Here is a 19,323-nt window from a genome sequence, read left to right as displayed (position 1 = left end):
GTTTTTAGTTTTGCTGGAGGAGCGGAGCGGAATCGACCCTATTTCTTCTTATTCAGCATCGCCTGTAAATCGGCAAACGGGTTGTAGGTGGCGGCACCGACATCATCTTGCGCATCTTCACCGGCCACCACCGTTGAACCGTACTGATCTGCTTCTGTGTACTTCGAGTGTTCGTGGTCATGACAATACAGGCACAACAACTCCCAGTTACTGCCATCTTCCGGATTATTGGTATGATCATGGTCGATATGGTGAACCGTTAATTCACGCAGGTTTGAATACACAAACTCCCGCGAACAACGTCCGCACACCCACGGATAGATTTTTAGCGCTTTCTCGCGATATCCGCTTTCCAGACGCTGGTAGTTTTTTGGGATCAGTGCCATTGAGATGTTACCCGTTACAAAGAGAAAATTTACGATAGTGCCCTTAATATATCCCGTAACAGAGCGGAAGGAGAAATAAAAGAGGGAGCTGAGGGCGATTTTAGGGGGGGGATAAAAAAGAAAAATCCACGCAAGGGCGTGGATTCTGTGTGGAGCGGAAACTGAAGTTCGGTTCAGACGTTGAACAGGAAGTTCATCACATCGCCATCTTTAACGATGTAGTCTTTGCCTTCTGAACGCATTTTGCCGGCTTCTTTTGCGCCTTGCTCACCTTTGTAGGTGATGAAGTCTTCGAACGCGATGGTTTGTGCGCGGATGAAGCCTTTCTCGAAGTCAGTGTGGATTTTACCTGCGGCTTGCGGAGCCGTTGCGCCGACAGGGATGGTCCATGCACGAACTTCTTTCACGCCAGCGGTGAAGTAGGTTTGCAGGTTCAGCAGTTCGTAACCGGCGCGGATCACGCGGTTCAGGCCCGGCTCTTCAATGCCCAGTTCAGCCATGAATTCTTCACGGTCAGCGTCGTCGAGTTCGGCGATGTCAGATTCAACCGCTGCACAAACAGCAACGACCACGGAGCCTTCGGCCTCTGCGATTTTGCGTACGACGTCGAGGTAAGGGTTGTTCTCGAAACCGTCTTCGTTAACGTTGGCGATGTACATGGTGGGTTTCAGCGTCAGGAAGCTCAGGTAGCGGATGGCCGCTTTGTCTTCCTCTGTCAGATCCAGTGCACGCAGCATGCCAGCGTTTTCCAACTGTGGCAGGCATTTTTCCAGTGCGGCCAGTTCTGCCTTCGCATCTTTGTCACCGCCTTTGGCACGTTTCTGCACACGGTGAATCGCGCGTTCGCAGGTGTCGAGGTCAGATAATGCCAGTTCGGTATTGATAACCTCGATGTCATCAGCCGGATCCACTTTGTTGTTAACGTGGATGATGTTGTCGTTTTCGAAACAACGCACAACGTGGCCGATGGCTTCAGTTTCACGGATGTTAGTCAGGAACTGGTTACCCAGACCTTCACCTTTAGATGCGCCTTTGACCAGACCCGCGATGTCCACGAATTCCATGGTGGTTGGCAGGATACGCTGCGGTTTTACAATCTCGGCCAACTGGTCGAGACGCGGATCGGGCATTGGTACCACACCGGTATTCGGTTCGATGGTGCAGAACGGGAAGTTTGCTGCTTCGATACCCGCTTTGGTCAGCGCATTGAACAGAGTAGATTTACCGACGTTCGGCAGGCCGACGATACCGCATTTGAATCCCATGTTTTTCTCACCTTAATATCTTAATTATCAAACGATTAAATATAACCGCACGATGTAATGACCACAATTCCCCGCATTATACACGAGAACCGCATTTATCTCGATCCGCTTGTGGCCGCCACTGTTGTCAGTACACAGGATAAACCTTGCCTCGCCTGGTTCATTTTTAGATACTTGTCACAATTTTTTAACTGATCGGGAAATGTACCGGATGTTTTATGTTTAATCCGCGTGGTCTGAAGTTGTCTGAAATGAAGAACGAAACGCTGGCCGGATTTGTGGTGGCGGTATCAATGGTCCCCGAAGCGGTCGGGTTTTCACTGGTTGCCGGATTGTCGCCGATTGTCGGTTTGCACACGGCGTTTATTATCGGGCTGGTGACGGCACTGTTCGGCGGTAAACCGGGCATGGTGTCCGGTGCAGCGGGATCCATTGTGGTGGTGCTGATGAGTCTGGCGGCACAACACGGTATGGGATACGTGCTTTGGGCGACCATTTTTGCCGGGGTGATTCAGATTCTGATTGGTGTTTTCCGCCTCGGGAAATTTATCCGGCTGGTGCCGTTACCTGCGGTTCACGGCTTTGTGAACGGGCTGGCAATTGTCATTATGCTGGCGCAGTTGCACATGATTGCCGGGCAGGGACTGCTGATGTACGGACTGGTGTTGCTGGCGATTCTGGTGGTGGTGCTGTTCCCGAAACTGACCAAAATTATTCCTTCTTCGCTGGCAGCGCTGATTGTCGTTTCGGCCGTAGCGATCGGTTTTAACCTGCACACCTTGCGCGTGGGTGACCTGGCAGATATTTCAGGGGCGTTGCCACACTTCAGCCTGCCGGTTGCGCCTTTCAATGTTGAGATGCTGAAAGTCGTGCTGCCCTATGCGGTAGTGATAGCGCTGGTTGGCCTGATTGAATCGCTGCTGACGATGACCGTGCTTGATGAAATGGGTCATCAGAAGGGCAACGGCAACCGTGAAAGTATTGCGCAGGGCGCGGGGAATACGATTTGCGGTTTGTTCGGTTGCTTCGCCGGTTGCGCGATGATTGGGCAATCGATCATTAATTTCACCTCCGGCGGTCGGGGGCGAATTTCCGGTACAGTCGGCGCCATTTTACTGATCCTGTTTGTGGTCAGTTTGTCCGGTTATATTGGCTTGCTGCCGGTCGCGGCGCTGGCGGGCATTATGCTGGTTGTCTGCTACAACACCTTTGAGTGGAGTTCGCTGCGCCGTCTTCGCCGCATGCCTAAAGCTGATGTACTGGTGATGCTGATTGTCACCGTCATCACGATTTTCACCGATCTTGCCGTGGCGGTGATCAGTGGCGTGATTATCTCTGCGCTGGTTTTTGCCTGGCAGCAGGCGCGTATCCGTGTGCGCGAGCATAAAACTAAAGGCGACCTGGCAGTGTATAAGCTGGACGGGCCGCTGTTCTTCGGATCTGCCGCGACCTTTGCCGAGCTGTTTAATCCTGAAAACGATCCGCAAAATGTGGTGCTGGATTTTGCCGGTACGCGGGTCATGGATTCGAGCGGAGTGGAGGCGATTGATAAACTGACCACGCGCTATCTCGATGCCGGTAAAACCATTCGCCTGCGTCATCTGAGCAATGATTGCGTGAGTTTGCTCAAAAAAGCCGGGCCATTCTGTTCTCACGAACTCGACGATCCGCAATATTACGTGGCTGAAGATAATCTCTGAAACCTCAAAGGTGTCGCTTAAAAACGGCACTTTTTTCGTTATTCACCCGCTTGTGGCCCTTTAAAGATAAATGCTTACAATTCGGGGCAAAAAAGCGGCCAAATTCATATCGCTGAAAATTCTGTAATGTTATACCGTTACGCCCGGTCAACTTCGCACTAACTGGCTTCAGGCCTGCGCTGCGGGGTATTTTTTCCACTGCCGGAGCGGACATGAGTACAGACAAAGTATCCGGGACGGATAACGCCAGTAAACAGCTGCGCTTTCAGTCTGCCGCCACCCACACGCGTTGGCTGAGCGGGCTGATCAACCCCATTATGGTGATCAGCAGCGTGATGTATCTGATCTTGCTGATGCTGTATCTGGTCTCTCCGGCATCGGTGTGGCCCTGGGTGACCGGCAACATCATGGCGGCGATGTGGGTTTGCGCTGCCTCCCTGCAATGTGCCCGGCGTATCTCCCGCTGGCGGACGCAACAATTTGCGCCTGCTGTTGAAACCGCCATGCCGGAAGCGTCTTCCGGATTTTCCCAACGTCTGATTTCCCGCCCCTGGATGCGTCCTGTTTTACGTTATGTTGACGCGCATGTGTTCTTCCAGGCGCTTCCTGCGTTTGCCGCAATTGTGCTCATCAGTGTGTTATGGCAGTTGCCAATACCGGCCAATGACGCCGGTGAGGCGGGGTATTTTGCCGGTTCGGTATTCATTCTCTGCGCCTTTGCTGTACTGGTTCTGGAGCGTCACTGGACGCTAAAAAACCCGCTGGAATGGCCGGAAGCGGCAAAGCTCGCACCGATGATGCGCATGATGATTGGCGTGTTTTTGCTGAGTGCATTAGCCCTGATGTTTGCCCGTGAGGCTTCGGTGTGGCCTGCTCACCTGCTGATGCTCACCGGATTATTACCGGGGTTGGTGGCGCTGGAGCTTTTCCTGCGGGCGCTGATGGCGATGTTTTCGCCGCCGCGTGAGGATAAAGAGCCGGAGTTTATTGCGGGCAGCCTGCTGGCCGCGCAGATTTGCTGGCCGCCGCGTCCGTTACAGTTTGTGCAAAACGAACTGCATCAGCATTTTGGTATCGATCTTCGTCAGATCCGGGCGTTTCATTTTATGCGCCGTGCACTGTTACCGCTGGCCGCAATCTTGTTGCTGACCGGTTGGCTGCTGACGGGCATCAGCGAGGTGCCGCTGACCCAGCGCGGAATTTATGAATCCTTCGGCAAACCGGTGGCGGTCCGACAACCCGGTTTACATGCGGGTCTGCCGTGGCCATTTGGCCGTACGCTGATGGTTGATAACGGCGAAGTACATGAACTCACCACCGGTTCCGAAGAACCGGTCACCACCACACCGGTCACGGTGGCTGATACCGCCGAAGGCCCGGCGCCTGAAAGCGCAAACCGTCTGTGGGACTCCGGCCACAGCAGCGATAAATCACAAATCATCGCCAGTGCCACCCGTGACAGGCAAAGTTTTCAAATCATGAATATGGATGTCCGCTTTGTGTACCGCATCGCCATGAATGACGGCGCGGCGATGGCGAGCCTCTATCACACCGACAATATGCCGGTGCTGATCCGCAGTATTGCCAACCAGGTGCTGGTGCATGATTTTTCCTCGCGTACGCTCGACAGCCTGCTGGGAAGTGATCAGACACGCCTTGCCGCAGATATTGGCCGGAAAGTACAGAGCCAGCTTGATCATCTCAACAGCGGCGTGGAACTGCTGGCTACGGTGATTGAATCCATCCATCCACCTGCGGGTGCGGCGGATGCTTATCACAGCGTACAGGCGGCACAAATTCTGGCACAAAGCGCCATCGCAGGTGAGAAAGGGCAGGCCGCGCAGCAACTCAATGCGGCACAGCAATTTGCCCGTCTGGCGCAGGATACCGCCAGTGCACAAAGCCACGAAAATCTCGATCAGGCACAGGTCATGGCGTTGCGCTTTAACGCAGAAAATCAGGCGTATCAGGCTGGCGGACAGTCGTTCCTGACCGACCGTTATTTTAGTCAGCTGATTCTGGCGATGCAGCAGCATCCGGAAGTTCTGATTGTTGATCACCGTATTGGCGGCGGGACTTCGCCGGTGCTGGATCTGAGAAATTTTACCCTGCCATTTACGCCCGGAGCGGATAAAGCGGCGCATTCTGTCAACGCGGAGACTACCCGGTGAATGATTCCCAACAACCTGAAGCCCACGGACACGATCACGATGCACATGGCGGACATCATCACGGTGCCGGACATCACCATCATCATTCCGGCCCGGCGGCCCCTGGACTCTGGCGACGGGTTACGATTGCTATCGTACTGGTGGCACTGATTGCCGCCACCGCCTGTCTGGTGCAGGTGCGTTCCGGCGAAGCGATGGTGATCACGCGCTTTGGTAATCCGGTGCGTGTGCTGTTGCAACCGGGGCTGGCATGGCATCTGCCGGTGCCGCTGGAGACCGCGATCCCGGTGGATTTACGTATCCGCACCACGTCCAGTGGGTTGCAGGATGTCGGCACCCGTGACGGTCTGCGGATCATTGTTCAGGCTTATACTGTCTGGCAGGTGAAAAACGATCCTCAGCATGTGCAGCGTTTTATCCGCGCGGTACAAAATCAGCCGGATATGGCCGCCGCGCAGATACGAACGTTTATTGGTTCGGCGCTGGAAACCACCACCAGCGGTTTTGCACTGGCTGATCTGGTTAACACTGATGCCAGTAAAATCCGCCTTTCCGGTTTTGAACAGCATTTGCATGATCAGATAGCCCGCCAGTTGCTCGACAGCTATGGCATTGAACTGGTGCAGGTCGGCGTTGAACGGCTGACATTACCGTCGGTGACGTTAGATGCCACAGTGGATCGCATGCGGGCAGAACGGGAAACCATTGCCACCGAGCGGTCCGCCGAAGGTAAGCGTCAGGCGGCTGAAATCCGGTCTTCCGCCGAACGCGATGCCCGTGTGATTAAGGCCGATGCGTCGGTCAGCGCAGCCAATATTGAAGCGCAGGCGCAGGTTCAGAGCGCGGCGATATACGCTAAAGCCCGGACCAGTAACCCCGAATTGTACGATTTGTTGCGCTCGCTTGACACGCTCAACAGCGTGATCACGCCGGGCACCCGGCTGGTGCTGCGCACTGATGCCGCACCGTTCCGGCAACTGGTTGAAGGTCCGCCCGCTTTGCCCGCCGCCAGCAACGGGCCGCGGCCATGAATCCGTTGTCCCGCTTTCAGGGGAATGCGTGGTTTCAGGCAGGACGCATAGCCTGTCTGGCGCTGTTTGCCATGACGCTGATTGCCGCCGCGAACTGGCTGTTCTCCAATGTGCGGCAGATAGAGCCGGATAAGCGCGCGGTGGTGATGCGCTTTGGTGCGGTTTCCCGCACGGCGGGAGCCGGGTTGTTGCTTGCGTGGCCGGAACCGCTGGAGCAGGTAGAAATTTTACCTGCCGCTGACCGGGTAATCGAGCATCACGTGACCGCGTTGCTCAGAGAAAACATTGTGCCTGCGTGGACCAATACCGGCGGCGAGAAAAGTGATGCCGTCGCGGGCGCGGGGTATTTGCTGACCGGTGATTCCGGCGTGGTTCAGCTGGATGTGCAGGTGTATTACGTGATTACCGATCCGGTGGCGTTTGTGTTGCAGGGTGAACACGTGTTACCGGCCCTGGATCGTTTAACCGAGCACGCGGCGGTGGCGATTTGTGCCTCACGCGATCTGGATACCATTCTGGTCGCGCGGCCGGAAATGGTGGGTAACGACAGCCATATCGCCGAACGCCGGGAACGGCTGCGCGGCGATTTACGTCAGGGCATTAATCAGCAACTCGCCGCCCTGAGAGCTGCAGGCAGCAACTCCGGTATCGAAGTCCGTCGCGTTGACGTGCAGTCTTCTCTGCCACCGTCGGCGGTTGAGGCGTTTAATGCCGTACTGACAGCCAGTCAGCAGGCGGATCAGAACATCGCCAGCGCGAGTAATGAGGCTGCCAGTGTGCATCAGGAGGCGGTTCAGGCGGCAGATCGCACCTTACAGGTCTCCCATGCCAAAGCCAGCGAACAGATAGCCCGGGCTTCCACGGAGACTGCAACTGTGGTGCAACTGGCGAATGATCATTCACCTGAATTACTGTGGCGTCTGTGGCGTGAACGGATGCCGGCAATCCTTGCCCATGCGGGCGGCGTCACTGCCGTTGATCCCCATGACGATGCACATCTGATCCTGCCGGGGCCAGACCGTCCATCCTCTCAACCCTGAGGTATTGCCCTGTGACTTCTTTTACTTCTGAAGAACCGGCAGCGAAAAGCGTGCTGTTAACGCGCCATGAACAGCGAAGCATGGCTGTACAGCTGCTTCTGGCGATGGCGGCGTTTGGTCTGCTGCTGTGCGGCTGGATCTGGCAATGGTTGTTTCCACAGCAAAGTGATGTCGGGCAAATTCTGTTTGGCGTGGCGTCATTGCTGGTGGCGGTTCCTGTGCTGCGCTCGGCAATTTATAGTTTGCGCAGCCCCAGCCTGCACGGCGTCACCGATCAGTTGATTGCGCTGGCTATGCTTGGCGCGTGGGCCACAGGAGACCTGATGACCGCCGCGTTGCTGCCGGGCATTATGATTTTTGGTCATATTCTGGAAGAGCGCAGCGTTATCGGTTCGCAGGAAGCCATCGATGCGCTCAGCCATCTGACCCGCAGCCGCGCCCGGCGGGTTTTGCCCGATGGTGAGATTGAGGAAATCGATAACCACCGGTTGCGAACCGGTGACCGGATTGAAGTGCGCGCCGGTGACCGGTTGCCCGCCGATGGCCGTGTGTTATCAGGTCGCGCCAGTCTCGATACCGCCCCGATCACCGGCGAATCGGTGCCACAGGAAGCCTGCGCGGGTGATGATGTGTTCGGCGGTGCCATCAACCTCGACGGATTGCTTTGCGTTGAAGTCACGCGCACCGGTGCGGATGCTACGCTCGGAAAAGTGATTGCGTTGATGCAAAAAGCGGAGCATGCCAAACCGCCGATCACCCGTTTGCTCGAGCGTTACGCCGGGCAATATCTGGTGCTGATTTTGCTGATTGCGGCGGCGACCTGGTTTATCACCCGTGATGCTCACGCCATGCTGGCGGTACTGGTAGCGGCCTGTCCGTGTGCGCTGGTGCTTTCCGCACCCGCCACCGCAATTGCTGGTATTGCTGTTGCCGCGCGTCACGGCATTCTGATCCGCAGCTCCGCTTTTCTTGAGGAACTGGCGGATCTGAATGCCATTGTAGTGGATAAAACCGGCACGCTGACCCACGGTGAACTGCATCTGCAACGTACGGTGCTGGCCGAGCATCAATCCTCTGACGCCGTGCTCAGTCTGGCGGCCAGTCTGGGCGCGGCGAGCAGCCATCCGGTCAGCCGTGCGCTGTCTAAGTTACTGCCGCGTGAACAATACTTACCGCTGGAAGACGTGTCGGAACAGCAGGGTATGGGCGTGCGGGCGCAAACTGCGCAAGGCGAGGCGTTGTTAGGGCGCCCGGCATTCTTCAGCCAGAACACTATCGCGATGACCGTCGTACCTGAACATGACGGGCCGCTGGTTGGTCTGGCGCTGAACGGGCATTTTCTCGGCTGGCTGTTGCTGGCAGATTCATTGCGGCCTGAGGCGCACACGGCGTTAGCTGAACTGCGTCAGCTTGGCCTGCAGCGACAACTGCTGCTGACCGGCGATCGCGCCAGCGTGGCTGAGCGTATTGCCGGAGAACTGGGCATCAGTGATGTGGTGTCGCAGGCTTTACCGGAAGATAAACTGCATCAGGTCTCCGCTGAAATTGTGCAGGGTTACCGCCCGATGGTGGTCGGTGACGGCATTAATGATTCGCTGGCGCTAAAGGCTGGGGTGGTGGGGATTGCGATGGGGGCGGGCGGCAGTGATATCGCGCTCGCCTCCGCCGACGTGGTGCTGATCGGCAGCGACTTACGCCGTCTCGGCACCTGTGTTCGACTGAGCCGTGCCTGCCGCAGGACGCTGAAAATCAATGTGTTCATCGGGCTGGGCTGGACGCTGGTGGTGATGGCGGCGGCCGCGATGGGGTGGTTAGGCGTGGGGGGCATACTGATTGCCGCGTTGCTGCATAATCTCAGCACTTTGCTGGTGCTGGGGAATGCGGGGCGTTTGCTGCGTTTTGATGAGCCGCTTTAAATAAAGTCGGTTAGTTATATTTCTAAAATTTCAGGTGTTAGCCAGGCTCGATTCTTTTGCACCTGGCTAACACTCTTGTCAAAAGCGGCGGTTAAAGCTCAGCTTTGAAGGTATGCAGGCGACGCATGGTTTTTTCCAAACCTTCTTTCATCAGCAACTCAGTACAGCGCAGCGACTCATCAATCGCGTCGTCAATCAGCTTTTGTTCACTGGCTGGCGGCTTGCCGAGCACAAATCCCACCACTTTGCTTTTATCGCCAGGATGCCCGATACCGATACGCAGACGGTAGAAGTTCGGGTTGTTACCGAATTTACTCTGAATATCTTTCAGGCCGTTGTGGCCACCGTTACCCCCACCCAGCTTGATTTTCGCCATGCCCGGCGGGATATCCAGCTCGTCATGCGCGACCAGAATTTCATCTGGCTCAATGCGATAGAACTGCGCCATCGCCAGAACCGCTTTGCCACTCAGGTTCATAAAGGTGGTCGGCACCAGCAGACGGACGTCCTGACCGGCCAGAGAAAGGCGGGCGGTATAACCAAAAAACTTACTTTCTTCTTTCAGTTGCTGGTTGTGCTGGCGGGCGAGAAGGTCGACGTACCAGGCGCCGGCATTATGGCGGGTCTGGGCGTATTCTGCGCCGGGATTGGCCAGTCCAACGATCAATTTAATGCTGCTCACGATGTTCGCTTCTTTATCCGGTGAGGTTTAGCGCGCTAGTTTACCTGTCACTTTGGGTTGTGCCAAATATCAGACAGGGCAAACCCGCCTGATGTGCCAGATTTTGAATAGTTTACGTGTCTGACTATTCACTTTCCGAACGTATCTGACTGGAAAACGTAAAGATTTGTCATTCAATGTTCTCTGTCTGTGATCGTGACCGCAAAGTGAACCGGATGGGACGTCTATAGTTAAAGGCAGGAAAAGACAAGACAGCAGTGATGCTAAGACTATCGACAACTGGAGGTGACTTATGAAACGTAAAACCGCAAGAATAATCGGCAATGGCCTGATGGGACTCGGTTTGCTCACAATGGTCGGTGGTGTTGGTTATTCCATCCTGAATCAGATGCCTGAACTGGGGTTACCACAATTTTTAGCGCATGGCGCAATTGGTAGCATCTTCGTCGGCGCCATTTTATGGCTGGCGGGAGCCAGAGTCGGTGGACAGGAGCGTGTTGCAGACAGGTACTGGTGGGTTCGTCATTTTGATTCCCGCTGCACGAACGGTAAGTCACACCGTCATTCCTGAGTTTATCAGGCTGTAATCTGGCTTCTTTAGTAATAAAAAAACCGTTGTCGCTCACACGATAACGGTTTTTGCATTTCAGGTTCTGTCAAAACAAAATACCCCTGAAAACAGGGGCATAATGATTAATGCTCGAACATCGCAGAAATGGATTCTTCATTGCTGATGCGGCGGATAGCCTCAGCCAGCATGCCTGACAGGGTCAGGGTACGCACTTTTTTCAGTGCACGGATTTCAGCGGAGAGCGGGATGGTGTCACAGACAATCACTTCGTCGATGACGGAGTTTTTGATGTTTTCCACTGCATTGCCGGAGAAAATCGGGTGGGTGGCATACGCGAATACGCGTTTAGCACCGCGTTCTTTCAGTGCTTCGGCAGCTTTACACAGCGTGCCGCCGGTATCGATCATGTCATCAACCAGTACGCAGTCACGACCAGCGACGTCACCGATAATGTGCATCACCTGAGAAACGTTTGCGCGTGGACGACGTTTATCAATGATAGCCATATCGGTATCGTTCAGCAGTTTTGCCACAGCACGGGCACGAACAACACCGCCGATATCCGGAGAAACCACAATCGGGTTTTCCAGGTTCTGTTGCAACATGTCTTCAAGCAGAATAGGGCTGCCGAACACGTTGTCTACCGGGACATCGAAGAAGCCCTGAATCTGCTCTGCATGCAGGTCTACAGTCAGAACACGGTCAACACCGACGCTGGACAGGAAGTCAGCAACAACTTTAGCGGTGATAGGCACACGGGCAGAACGCACCCGGCGATCCTGACGTGCATAGCCGAAGTAAGGAATAACGGCTGTGATACGACCAGCGGAGGCGCGGCGTAAGGCATCAACCATTACGACCAGTTCCATCAGGTTATCGTTAGTAGGCGCGCAGGTGGACTGGATAATGAAAATATCTCCGCCACGTACATTTTCGTTAATTTGCACGCTTACTTCACCGTCGCTGAAACGACTGACGGCGGCGTCACCAAGGCTGGTGTATAAACGGTTGGCAATACGTTGTGCTAGTTCCGGGGTGGCGTTACCAGCAAAAAGCTTCATATCAGGCACGAGAAGAACCTCAGGCTTGCGTCCAGGGAAGACATTGGCTTTTGGCACCACCGGGCGGTGAGCGGTACCAAAGCATTATGCTCACGATACTTCTAAATCTTACTACTTAAATCTGTTGAATAATTGGCTGGCAAAGAACAGACACAAAACTACCGTGACTCTCTACGCTTTGCCCGCAGTTCTCAACCAGACGTCACGAAAACGGTGCAACGGCGAGATATTAACACCTTGTGCGACAAAACTCCGACTCCACGATGGTGTTTTGTCTAAAACCTGACGGGCGGCAGACTCGGTGTCGAATTCCGCAAACACACAGGCACCCGTTCCGGTCAGTCGCGACGGCGCGTATTCTAACAGCCAAGAAAGTAGCTGTTCAACCTCGTAAAAACGTTTTCTCGCAATCGGTTCGCAATCATTTGCGTAAGGCGTGTCTAAAAGCACATTTACAGTGCGTTTTGGTGTATTTCTGGTCAGTTGCGGATCGCTGAAAATCACCGGCGTCGCAATGCTGACACCCGGATGGGCGATCAGATACCATTTTTCCGCCGGTTCGACCGGCTGCAAAATCTCGCCAATCCCTTCAGCAAAAGCAGCATGGCCCATCACAAAGACCGGCACATCCGCGCCCAGCGTCACACCCATCTGAGCCAGTTCGGTATCAGAAAGGCCGCAATTCCATATCGCATTCAGTGCCACCAGCACAGTGGCGGCGTTGGAAGAACCGCCGCCCAGACCGCCGCCCATTGGAATTCGTTTTTGCAAGGTAATGTCTGCCCCCTGAGACGTGCCCGCGTGCTGTTGCAGAAGACGGGCGGCGCGTACCACCAGATTCTCGTCATCTGCAACGCCTTCAACTGGCGTGGTCAGCACGATATCGCCGTCGTCGCGGACTTTAAAACTCAGGCTGTCACCGTAATCCACAAACTGAAACAGTGTCTGCAGATCATGGTAGCCATTCGGGCGCTGGCCGGTGATATAAAGGAACAAATTGAGTTTAGCCGGAGAAGGCCACCATTGCTGCGTCATCTCAGTTTAGCGTCCAGTTATCCATTTTCAGCTTGATACGCTGTTCTCCCTGGGTCATTTCCAGACGCTGCGGCAGGGACGGTTTGGCATCCTCGTCATAGCTCTGATACACCACGGTGCCTGGTTTTCCGTTCTGCGTGAACTTAACTTGTGACAGGCGGTACTGACTGTCGAGGGTGAAATCGGTGCCGTCACCCGGCAAACCGAGCATCCACAAACGCAGATTAGCCAGCGGAATCGACATACCGGTCAGTTTCTGGATCATGTCATCCGGATTATCACTGGTGTAATGCTTGCCTTCATTGTTGGTCAACTGCGCAATACCGCTTTGCACTTTTAATTCCATTTCCGTGCTGCCCAGCGGATTGGTCAGCAATAAACGGTAGCTGTCAGGGGAATATTGTTGCCAGAAGAAGCGGGCATAGACTTTCTGTTTATCGGAAAGATAAGCGAAAGAACCGCGGGTCTGATAATGCTCGAGTTGTTTAACCTGAGCTTCGTGTTCACGCCACTGCGGTGAAGTCGGGCTGGTCGCCGGGCCTTTCGGCGCGTTAATCGAACAGGCGGCAAGGACTAAGCTTGCAAGAGGAAGAAGGCGAACAAAGTGTGCTTTACGCATTGGCATAACAGATAAAATCCTTTGTGCTTTGGCGAAATGGGATGCCAGGGCAAATGTGGCGTGCGTCAGTTTAGCACAGCCCGCGCGAGGGGTGATCTCAACCCTGTGCAGATGATCGGCGATTGAAAGGTTTTGGGACAATGCTGATGTGTAAAAGGATTTAACCGAAGATGCTGTTCGCCTTTTATTGATCTCGCGCATCTTGTAGAATGCCCAACAGACGTAAACCCATACTATTATAAAGTATAAGCCGATAATCGCTCTCCCTATGACCCTGCTTGCATTAGGTATCAACCACAAAACCGCCCCGGTGTCTCTGCGTGAACGGGTAACATTTTCACCCGAGACCCTCGATCAGGCGCTCTCCAGTCTGCTCCAGCAACCGCTGGTGCAGGGCGGTGTCGTGTTGTCTACCTGCAACCGCACTGAGCTGTATCTGAGCGTTGAGCAACAGGAAAACCTGCAGGAGCAACTGGTTAAGTGGTTATGCGATTACCATCATCTGAGTGAAGATGAAGTGCGCAAAAGCCTGTACTGGCATCATGATAATGAAGCCGTCAGCCATCTGATGCGCGTGGCGAGTGGACTGGATTCACTGGTGTTAGGCGAGCCGCAGATTTTGGGGCAGGTTAAAAAAGCCTTCGCCGAATCGCAAAACGGACGGGCGGTTTCCGGTGAACTGGAGCGTCTGTTCCAGAAATCTTTCTCCGTGGCCAAGCGTGTGCGTACTGAAACTGATATTGGCGCCAGCGCCGTTTCTGTTGCGTTTGCGGCCTGTACTCTGGCACGCCAGATTTTCGAATCCCTTTCTGAGCTAACCGTCTTGCTGGTCGGTGCGGGTGAAACCATCGAACTGGTGGCGCGTCATCTGCATCAGCATAATGTCCGCCACATGATGATTGCCAACCGTACGCGTGAACGTGCGCAGGTGCTGGCGACGGAAGTGAACGCAGAAGTGATCAGTCTGCAGGATATCGATTCCCGCCTCGCTGAAGCGGACATTATTATCAGTTCTACCGCCAGCCCGCTGCCGATTATTGGTAAAGGCATGGTCGAGCGCGCGTTAAAAGCCCGCCGTAACCAGCCGATGCTGATGGTGGATATTGCCGTTCCGCGTGATATCGAACCGGAAGTCGGCAAACTGGCGAACGCCTATCTGTACAGCGTCGATGACCTGCACAGCATCATTCAAAACAATCTTGCACAACGCAAAGCGGCGGCCATTCAGGCTGAAACTATCGTTGAGCAGGAGAGTTCAAACTTCATGGCCTGGCTGCGTTCGCAGGGAGCCGTTGAAATTATTCGTGATTATCGCTCGCGTGCTGATATTATTCGCGCCGACGCACAAGCAAAAGCTCTTGCCGCCATTGCGCAGGGCGCTGACGTCGAAGCGGTGATCCATGAATTAGCCCACAAATTGACAAACCGCCTTATTCACGCACCAACCCGTTCTCTGCAACAGGCAGCCAGCGACGGTGATGTGGAGCGTTTGCAAATTTTACGCGACAGCCTCGGGCTGGGTCAGCAATAGTTCTCCTTTTCTCACAGGGTTAAACACCACGCATGAAGCCTTCTATTGTTGCCAAACTGGAAGCGTTACAAGAGCGCCACGAAGAAGTGCAGGCGATGCTTGGCGATGCCGGCGTCATTGCCGATCAGGATAAATTCCGCAGTCTTTCCCGCGAATATTCACAGTTAACGGCTGTTTCTGAATGTTTTCTTGCCTGGCGTCAGGCACAGGAAGATTTAGAAACTGCTGAGATGATGCTCGACGATCCTGAGATGCGCGAAATGGCGCAGGATGAGATCAAAGAGTGCAAAGCCAATATCGAAGAACTCGAAGAAAAGTTACAGGTTCTGTTACTGCCAAAAGATCCGGACGATGAACGCGGTTGTTTCCTGGAAATTCGTGCAGGAACCGGCGGTGACGAGGCGGCTATTTTCGCCGGTGATTTATTCCGTATGTACAGCCGCTACGCCGAAATGCGTCGCTGGCGTGTAGAGATCGTGAGCGCCAGCGAAGGCGAACACGGCGGTTATAAAGAAGTGATCGCCAAAATCAGTGGTGAGGGCGCTTACGGCCAGTTCAAATTTGAGTCAGGCGGCCACCGCGTTCAGCGTGTACCGGAAACCGAATCTCAGGGGCGTATTCATACCTCCGCCTGTACCGTTGCCGTGATGCCGGAAATTCCGGAAGCCGAGCTGCCGGAAATCAACGCCGGCGATTTGCGCATTGATACTTTCCGCTCATCCGGCGCTGGCGGACAGCACGTTAACACCACGGATTCCGCGATTCGAATTACCCACATTCCAACCGGTATCGTGGTGGAATGTCAGGATGAACGTTCACAGCACAAAAACAAAGCCAAAGCGATGTCCGTGCTGGGCGCGCGTATCCGTGCTGCGGAAGTGGCAAAACGTCAGGCAGAAGAAGCCTCGACGCGCCGTAACCTGCTCGGCAGTGGCGACCGTTCTGATCGCAACCGTACCTACAACTTCCCGCAGGGGCGTGTTACCGATCACCGCATCAACCTGACGATTTACCGTCTGGATGAAGTGATGGAAGGTAAACTGGACAGTCTGATCCAGCCGATCGTGCAGGAATATCAGGCCGATCAACTCGCCGCGCTATCTGAGCAGGACTGATGGATTTTCAGTCCTGGCTGCGTGATGCCACCCGCCGTCTTGCTGCGGGTGAAAGCCCGAAGCGGGATGCTGAAATCTTGCTTGGTTTTGTGACCGGCCGGGCAAGAACTTTTATTATGGCTTTTGGCGAAACGCTGCTGACAGCCGGACAACTTCAACAACTGGAAATTCTGCTTGCGCGACGTGAGCAGGGCGAACCGGTTGCCTATCTGACCGGCGAGCGAGAATTCTGGTCGCTGCCACTGTCTGTTTCTCCCGCGACATTAATTCCCCGTCCTGATACCGAATGCCTGGTGGAACAGGCGTTGATCCGTCTGCCTTCTCAACCCGTCAGCATACTGGATCTCGGCACAGGAACCGGTGCGATTGCACTGGCGCTGGCCAGTGAACGCCCGGATTGCAAGGTTACCGGTGTCGATCTGCAACCGGATGCTGTACGCCTCGCCCAACACAACGCGCAAAAGCTGAATATCCTGAATGCGCGATTTTTGCCGGGCAGTTGGTTTTCACCGGTAGCCGGTGAACGTTTCGCGCTGATAGCCAGTAATCCGCCGTATATCGATGCCGCCGATCCGCACCTGGCGAAGGGTGATGTACATTTTGAGCCCGCCAGCGCGCTGGTGGCAGAAAATGCCGGTCTGGCTGATCTGGCGCATATTATTCAGGCGGCACCCGCGTATCTTCACAAAGGCGGCTGGTTACTGCTCGAACATGGCTGGCAGCAGGCGACTGACGTGCAGGCGTTATTGCGCGATGCCGGTTATCAGCATATCGCGACGGTAAAAGATTATGGCGATAACGATCGTGTCAGCCTCGGGCAGTGGGAGCCGCTACACGGATCAGAAGAAAATCAATTGGTTAGAATTTAAATTTCAAAGGAAACGGACAATGGCATATGTCTGGATCAAGAATCTGCATCTGCTCACTATAACCCTGAGTATTGCATTGTTTGTTTTACGATTTTTTTGGAAATGGGCAGGTTCTGCTATGATGCAGAAACGCTGGGTGAAGACTGTTCCCCATATTGTGGATACAGTGCTGTTATTAAGTGGTATTTCGCTTATCTTCATCACACACTTTTATCCGTTCAGCCCTCAGGGAACCTGGCTGACCGAAAAGATTTTTGGCGTTATTATCTATATCGCGCTGGGTTTTGTGGCTCTGAGCAAGCGACCAGTCAGTCAGAACATCCGCTGGCTGGCCTTTATTCTGGCGCTCGCTTGCCTGTATCTGATTCTTAAACTGGCGCTGACGAAAATACCGCTGCTAATGGGATAACTATGAGTACCCTTGCTGATTTTGAATTTAACACCGCCCGGCTCAGTACCGGGGTGATCAAAGTAACGGAAGCCGTGCGTTTCGATTTCAATGCGGACGACGTACGCCACCAGTTACAGTCACTGGTCGATGAAGCCCGCCGTGTCGTTCCTGAAGAGCTTGATCAGGATCAGCAGCTCGAAGTGTTGATTGAACTGTTTTACCGCACCTGGGGTTTTGGTGGCGCTGGCGGCGTTTATCGTCTGTCTGATGCTATCTGGATCGACAAAGTGCTGTCTTCGCGTCAGGGCACACCGGTTTCACTGGGGGTGATTTTTCTGCACATTGCCCATGAACTGAGTTTGCCGCTGATGCCGGTGATTTTCCCCACTCAGCTTATCTTGCGTGCTGACTGGCTCGACGAAGAAATGTGGCTGCTTAATCCGATCAACGGAGATACGCTCAATGAGCATATGCTCAGCGTATGGCTGAAAGGCAATCTGGGCGTAATGGCGGAAATAGAAGATGACGATCTGGAAGAAGCGGAAAACACGCTGATCGTCCGCAAAATGCTTGATACGCTGAAAGCCGCGCTGATGGAAGAAAAACAGTTCGAACTGGCTCTGCGCGCCAGTGAAACGGTATTGCAGTTTGACCCGGAAGACCCCTATGAAATCCGCGATCGCGGGCTGATTTATGCTCAGCTGGAATGCGACCATGTGGCGATTTCTGATCTCAATTATTTTGTTGAGCAGTGTCCGGAAGACCCGATTTCAGAAGTGATTAAAGTGCAGATCCATTCGATTGAGCACAAACAAGTTACGTTGCACTAATTTATACTTACCTTACGTCACATCCGCAAAGTTATGACAGAACAATGAGTTATGTTATTTTCGGGTGAAAGATTTATCACTAAAAAGGCCAAAGCATGAAACATAAAGTGGTTAGCATTCAGGACATCAAAGTCGCCAACGATCTGCCGTTTGTATTGTTCGGCGGGATGAATGTACTGGAATCGCGCGATATGGCGATGCGTGTGTGCGAGCATTACGTCACAGTGACGCAGAAACTCGGCATTCCTTACGTGTTCAAGGCGTCTTTCGATAAAGCCAACCGCTCATCTATTCATTCCTACCGTGGTCCGGGCCTGGATGAAGGTATGAAAATTTTCCAGGAGCTGAAAAAAGCATTCGGCGTGAAAATCATCACCGATGTGCATGAATCCTGGCAGGCGCAGCCTGTATCTGAAGTGGTTGATGTGATCCAGTTACCTGCATTCCTGGCGCGTCAGACCGATCTGGTTGAAGCCATGGCGAAAACCGGCGCAGTAATTAACGTGAAAAAACCACAGTTCGTCAGCCCCGGTCAGATGGGCAACATCGTCGACAAATTTAAAGAAGGCGGCAACGATCAGGTGATTCTGTGCGATCGCGGCAGTAACTTCGGTTATGACAATCTGGTTGTCGACATGCTGGGCATGAATGTGATGATCAATGCTACGGGCGGTCATCCGGTGATTTTCGACGTGACTCACGCACTGCAAACCCGTGATCCTTTCGGCGCTGCTTCTGGCGGTCGTCGTGCTCAGGTTGCTGAACTGGCTCGTGCCGGTATGGCGGTAGGTATCGCCGGTCTGTTTATCGAAGCGCACGAAGATCCTGCTCACGCGAAATGCGACGGTCCGTCAGCCTTGCCGCTTGATAAACTGGAACCGTTCCTGGTTCAGATGAAAGCCATCGACGATCTGGTGAAAAGCTTCCCGGCGCTCGATACCAGCAAGTAATCTGACCTATTCAGATAAAACAAAGGCGACCTCCGGGTTAATGCCGGTCACTTAAGGTGACCGGCATTGTTTTTTAAGGGATATTTCGACCTTTTTTCTCTCACTTCCCTGACATATTCACGCTCACGTCTCGAGGGCAGTTTTAGCATCGCTGCGTTGC

18 protein-coding genes are annotated in these 19,323 nt (G+C 54.0%); 12 read left to right on the top strand and 6 right to left on the bottom strand.

Features of this window, described 5'->3' with window-relative positions:
- Positions 1 to 38: 38 nt before the first annotated feature.
- On the bottom strand, positions 39 to 386 hold the full coding sequence (gene yajD / locus LC431_RS24115; protein WP_013575600.1) for an HNH nuclease YajD: 348 nt from the start codon (positions 384 to 386) through the stop codon (positions 39 to 41).
- Between the two features lie 173 nt (positions 387 to 559).
- Positions 560 to 1,651 carry a redox-regulated ATPase YchF gene (ychF, locus tag LC431_RS24110; protein ID WP_112198685.1) on the bottom strand — a complete coding sequence of 364 codons (1,092 nt, stop codon included), beginning with the start codon at positions 1,649 to 1,651 and terminating at the stop codon, positions 560 to 562.
- A gap of 218 nt (positions 1,652 to 1,869) precedes the next feature.
- On the opposite strand from ychF, the gene LC431_RS24105 reads away from it, so the two are divergent.
- From LC431_RS24105 to LC431_RS24085, 5 genes are all read left to right on the top strand, one after another.
- On the top strand, positions 1,870 to 3,351 hold the full coding sequence (locus tag LC431_RS24105; RefSeq protein ID WP_119261664.1) for a SulP family inorganic anion transporter: 1,482 nt from the start codon (positions 1,870 to 1,872) through the stop codon (positions 3,349 to 3,351).
- Positions 3,352 to 3,563: 212 nt separating this feature from the next.
- Positions 3,564 to 5,522: an SPFH domain-containing protein gene (locus LC431_RS24100; protein WP_223510394.1), complete on the top strand. Its 1,959-nt coding sequence runs from the start codon at positions 3,564 to 3,566 to the stop codon at positions 5,520 to 5,522.
- On the top strand, positions 5,519 to 6,553 hold the full coding sequence (gene hflC / locus LC431_RS24095; RefSeq protein ID WP_119261662.1) for a protease modulator HflC: 1,035 nt from the start codon (positions 5,519 to 5,521) through the stop codon (positions 6,551 to 6,553). The genes LC431_RS24100 and hflC overlap by 4 nt, the downstream gene beginning before the upstream one ends.
- Positions 6,550 to 7,593 carry a protease modulator HflK gene (hflK, locus tag LC431_RS24090; protein ID WP_037034069.1) on the top strand — a complete coding sequence of 348 codons (1,044 nt, stop codon included), beginning with the start codon at positions 6,550 to 6,552 and terminating at the stop codon, positions 7,591 to 7,593. Before hflC ends, hflK begins: the two co-directional genes overlap by 4 nt.
- A gap of 11 nt (positions 7,594 to 7,604) precedes the next feature.
- Positions 7,605 to 9,509, top strand: coding sequence for a heavy metal translocating P-type ATPase (locus LC431_RS24085; RefSeq protein WP_121019324.1), 1,905 nt, complete (start codon positions 7,605 to 7,607; stop codon positions 9,507 to 9,509).
- A gap of 91 nt (positions 9,510 to 9,600) precedes the next feature.
- On the opposite strand, the gene pth is transcribed toward LC431_RS24085, so the two are convergent.
- A complete protein-coding gene (gene pth, locus LC431_RS24080; protein ID WP_037034067.1) occupies positions 9,601 to 10,191 on the bottom strand; it encodes an aminoacyl-tRNA hydrolase in 591 nt (196 codons plus the stop codon).
- Between the two features lie 292 nt (positions 10,192 to 10,483).
- On the opposite strand from pth, the gene ychH reads away from it, so the two are divergent.
- On the top strand, positions 10,484 to 10,762 hold the full coding sequence (ychH, locus tag LC431_RS24075) for a stress-induced protein YchH (RefSeq protein WP_013575592.1): 279 nt from the start codon (positions 10,484 to 10,486) through the stop codon (positions 10,760 to 10,762).
- Between the two features lie 122 nt (positions 10,763 to 10,884).
- Here the strand turns inward: ychH and prs are convergent, their stop codons facing one another.
- The 3 genes from prs to lolB form a co-directional block, all read right to left on the bottom strand.
- The gene (gene prs, locus LC431_RS24070; protein ID WP_013575591.1) at positions 10,885 to 11,832 is read right to left on the bottom strand and encodes a ribose-phosphate diphosphokinase; all 948 of its coding nucleotides are present in this window, start codon (positions 11,830 to 11,832) and stop codon (positions 10,885 to 10,887) included.
- Positions 11,833 to 11,994: 162 nt separating this feature from the next.
- Positions 11,995 to 12,858, bottom strand: coding sequence for a 4-(cytidine 5'-diphospho)-2-C-methyl-D-erythritol kinase (gene ispE, locus LC431_RS24065; RefSeq protein WP_013575590.1), 864 nt, complete (start codon positions 12,856 to 12,858; stop codon positions 11,995 to 11,997).
- A 1-nt stretch (position 12,859) separates the two neighbouring features.
- Positions 12,860 to 13,483 carry a lipoprotein insertase outer membrane protein LolB gene (gene lolB / locus LC431_RS24060; protein ID WP_013575589.1) on the bottom strand — a complete coding sequence of 208 codons (624 nt, stop codon included), beginning with the start codon at positions 13,481 to 13,483 and terminating at the stop codon, positions 12,860 to 12,862.
- 262 nt (positions 13,484 to 13,745) lie between these two features.
- Between lolB and hemA the strand changes: the two genes are divergently transcribed.
- The 6 genes from hemA to kdsA all read left to right on the top strand — a co-directional run bounded on the left by hemA (position 13,746) and on the right by kdsA (position 19,163).
- On the top strand, positions 13,746 to 15,008 hold the full coding sequence (gene hemA, locus LC431_RS24055) for a glutamyl-tRNA reductase (RefSeq protein ID WP_013575588.1): 1,263 nt from the start codon (positions 13,746 to 13,748) through the stop codon (positions 15,006 to 15,008).
- 32 nt (positions 15,009 to 15,040) lie between these two features.
- Positions 15,041 to 16,123: a peptide chain release factor 1 gene (prfA, locus tag LC431_RS24050; protein ID WP_013575587.1), complete on the top strand. Its 1,083-nt coding sequence runs from the start codon at positions 15,041 to 15,043 to the stop codon at positions 16,121 to 16,123.
- On the top strand, positions 16,123 to 16,992 hold the full coding sequence (prmC, locus tag LC431_RS24045) for a peptide chain release factor N(5)-glutamine methyltransferase (RefSeq protein ID WP_223510393.1): 870 nt from the start codon (positions 16,123 to 16,125) through the stop codon (positions 16,990 to 16,992). Before prfA ends, prmC begins: the two co-directional genes overlap by 1 nt.
- Before the next feature lie 19 nt (positions 16,993 to 17,011).
- On the top strand, positions 17,012 to 17,401 hold the full coding sequence (locus tag LC431_RS24040; RefSeq protein WP_037034064.1) for a SirB2 family protein: 390 nt from the start codon (positions 17,012 to 17,014) through the stop codon (positions 17,399 to 17,401).
- A gap of 2 nt (positions 17,402 to 17,403) precedes the next feature.
- Positions 17,404 to 18,213, top strand: a complete 810-nt coding sequence (sirB1, locus tag LC431_RS24035; protein ID WP_013575584.1) for an invasion regulator SirB1 — start codon at positions 17,404 to 17,406, stop codon at positions 18,211 to 18,213.
- Between the two features lie 95 nt (positions 18,214 to 18,308).
- Positions 18,309 to 19,163, top strand: a complete 855-nt coding sequence (kdsA, locus tag LC431_RS24030; RefSeq protein ID WP_015689950.1) for a 3-deoxy-8-phosphooctulonate synthase — start codon at positions 18,309 to 18,311, stop codon at positions 19,161 to 19,163.
- Positions 19,164 to 19,323: the final 160 nt, after the last annotated feature.

Origin of the sequence: Rahnella sp. GSA61A (genome assembly GCF_019969905.1) — a bacterium.
GTDB lineage: Bacteria > Pseudomonadota > Gammaproteobacteria > Enterobacterales > Enterobacteriaceae > Rahnella > Rahnella aceris.
Note: the sequence above shows the minus strand (reverse complement) of the source record. Positions and strands in the feature narration are given on the sequence as shown.

Excerpts from the sequence above, each read along its gene's own strand:
- kdsA (WP_015689950.1), top strand. The coding sequence starts at position 18,309 with ATGAAACATAAAGTGGTTAGCATTCAGGACATCAAAGTCGCCAACGAT.
- hflK (WP_037034069.1), top strand. The coding sequence starts at position 6,550 with ATGAATCCGTTGTCCCGCTTTCAGGGGAATGCGTGGTTTCAGGCAGGA.
- LC431_RS24100 (WP_223510394.1), top strand. The coding sequence starts at position 3,564 with ATGAGTACAGACAAAGTATCCGGGACGGATAACGCCAGTAAACAGCTG.
- LC431_RS24040 (WP_037034064.1), top strand. The coding sequence starts at position 17,012 with ATGGCATATGTCTGGATCAAGAATCTGCATCTGCTCACTATAACCCTG.
- prmC (WP_223510393.1), top strand. The coding sequence starts at position 16,123 with ATGGATTTTCAGTCCTGGCTGCGTGATGCCACCCGCCGTCTTGCTGCG.
- ispE (WP_013575590.1), bottom strand. The coding sequence starts at position 12,858 with ATGACGCAGCAATGGTGGCCTTCTCCGGCTAAACTCAATTTGTTCCTT.
- sirB1 (WP_013575584.1), top strand. The coding sequence starts at position 17,404 with ATGAGTACCCTTGCTGATTTTGAATTTAACACCGCCCGGCTCAGTACC.
- lolB (WP_013575589.1), bottom strand. The coding sequence starts at position 13,483 with ATGCCAATGCGTAAAGCACACTTTGTTCGCCTTCTTCCTCTTGCAAGC.
- prfA (WP_013575587.1), top strand. The coding sequence starts at position 15,041 with ATGAAGCCTTCTATTGTTGCCAAACTGGAAGCGTTACAAGAGCGCCAC.
- yajD (WP_013575600.1), bottom strand. The coding sequence starts at position 386 with ATGGCACTGATCCCAAAAAACTACCAGCGTCTGGAAAGCGGATATCGC.
- ychF (WP_112198685.1), bottom strand. The coding sequence starts at position 1,651 with ATGGGATTCAAATGCGGTATCGTCGGCCTGCCGAACGTCGGTAAATCT.
- ychH (WP_013575592.1), top strand. The coding sequence starts at position 10,484 with ATGAAACGTAAAACCGCAAGAATAATCGGCAATGGCCTGATGGGACTC.
- hemA (WP_013575588.1), top strand. The coding sequence starts at position 13,746 with ATGACCCTGCTTGCATTAGGTATCAACCACAAAACCGCCCCGGTGTCT.
- LC431_RS24105 (WP_119261664.1), top strand. The coding sequence starts at position 1,870 with ATGTTTAATCCGCGTGGTCTGAAGTTGTCTGAAATGAAGAACGAAACG.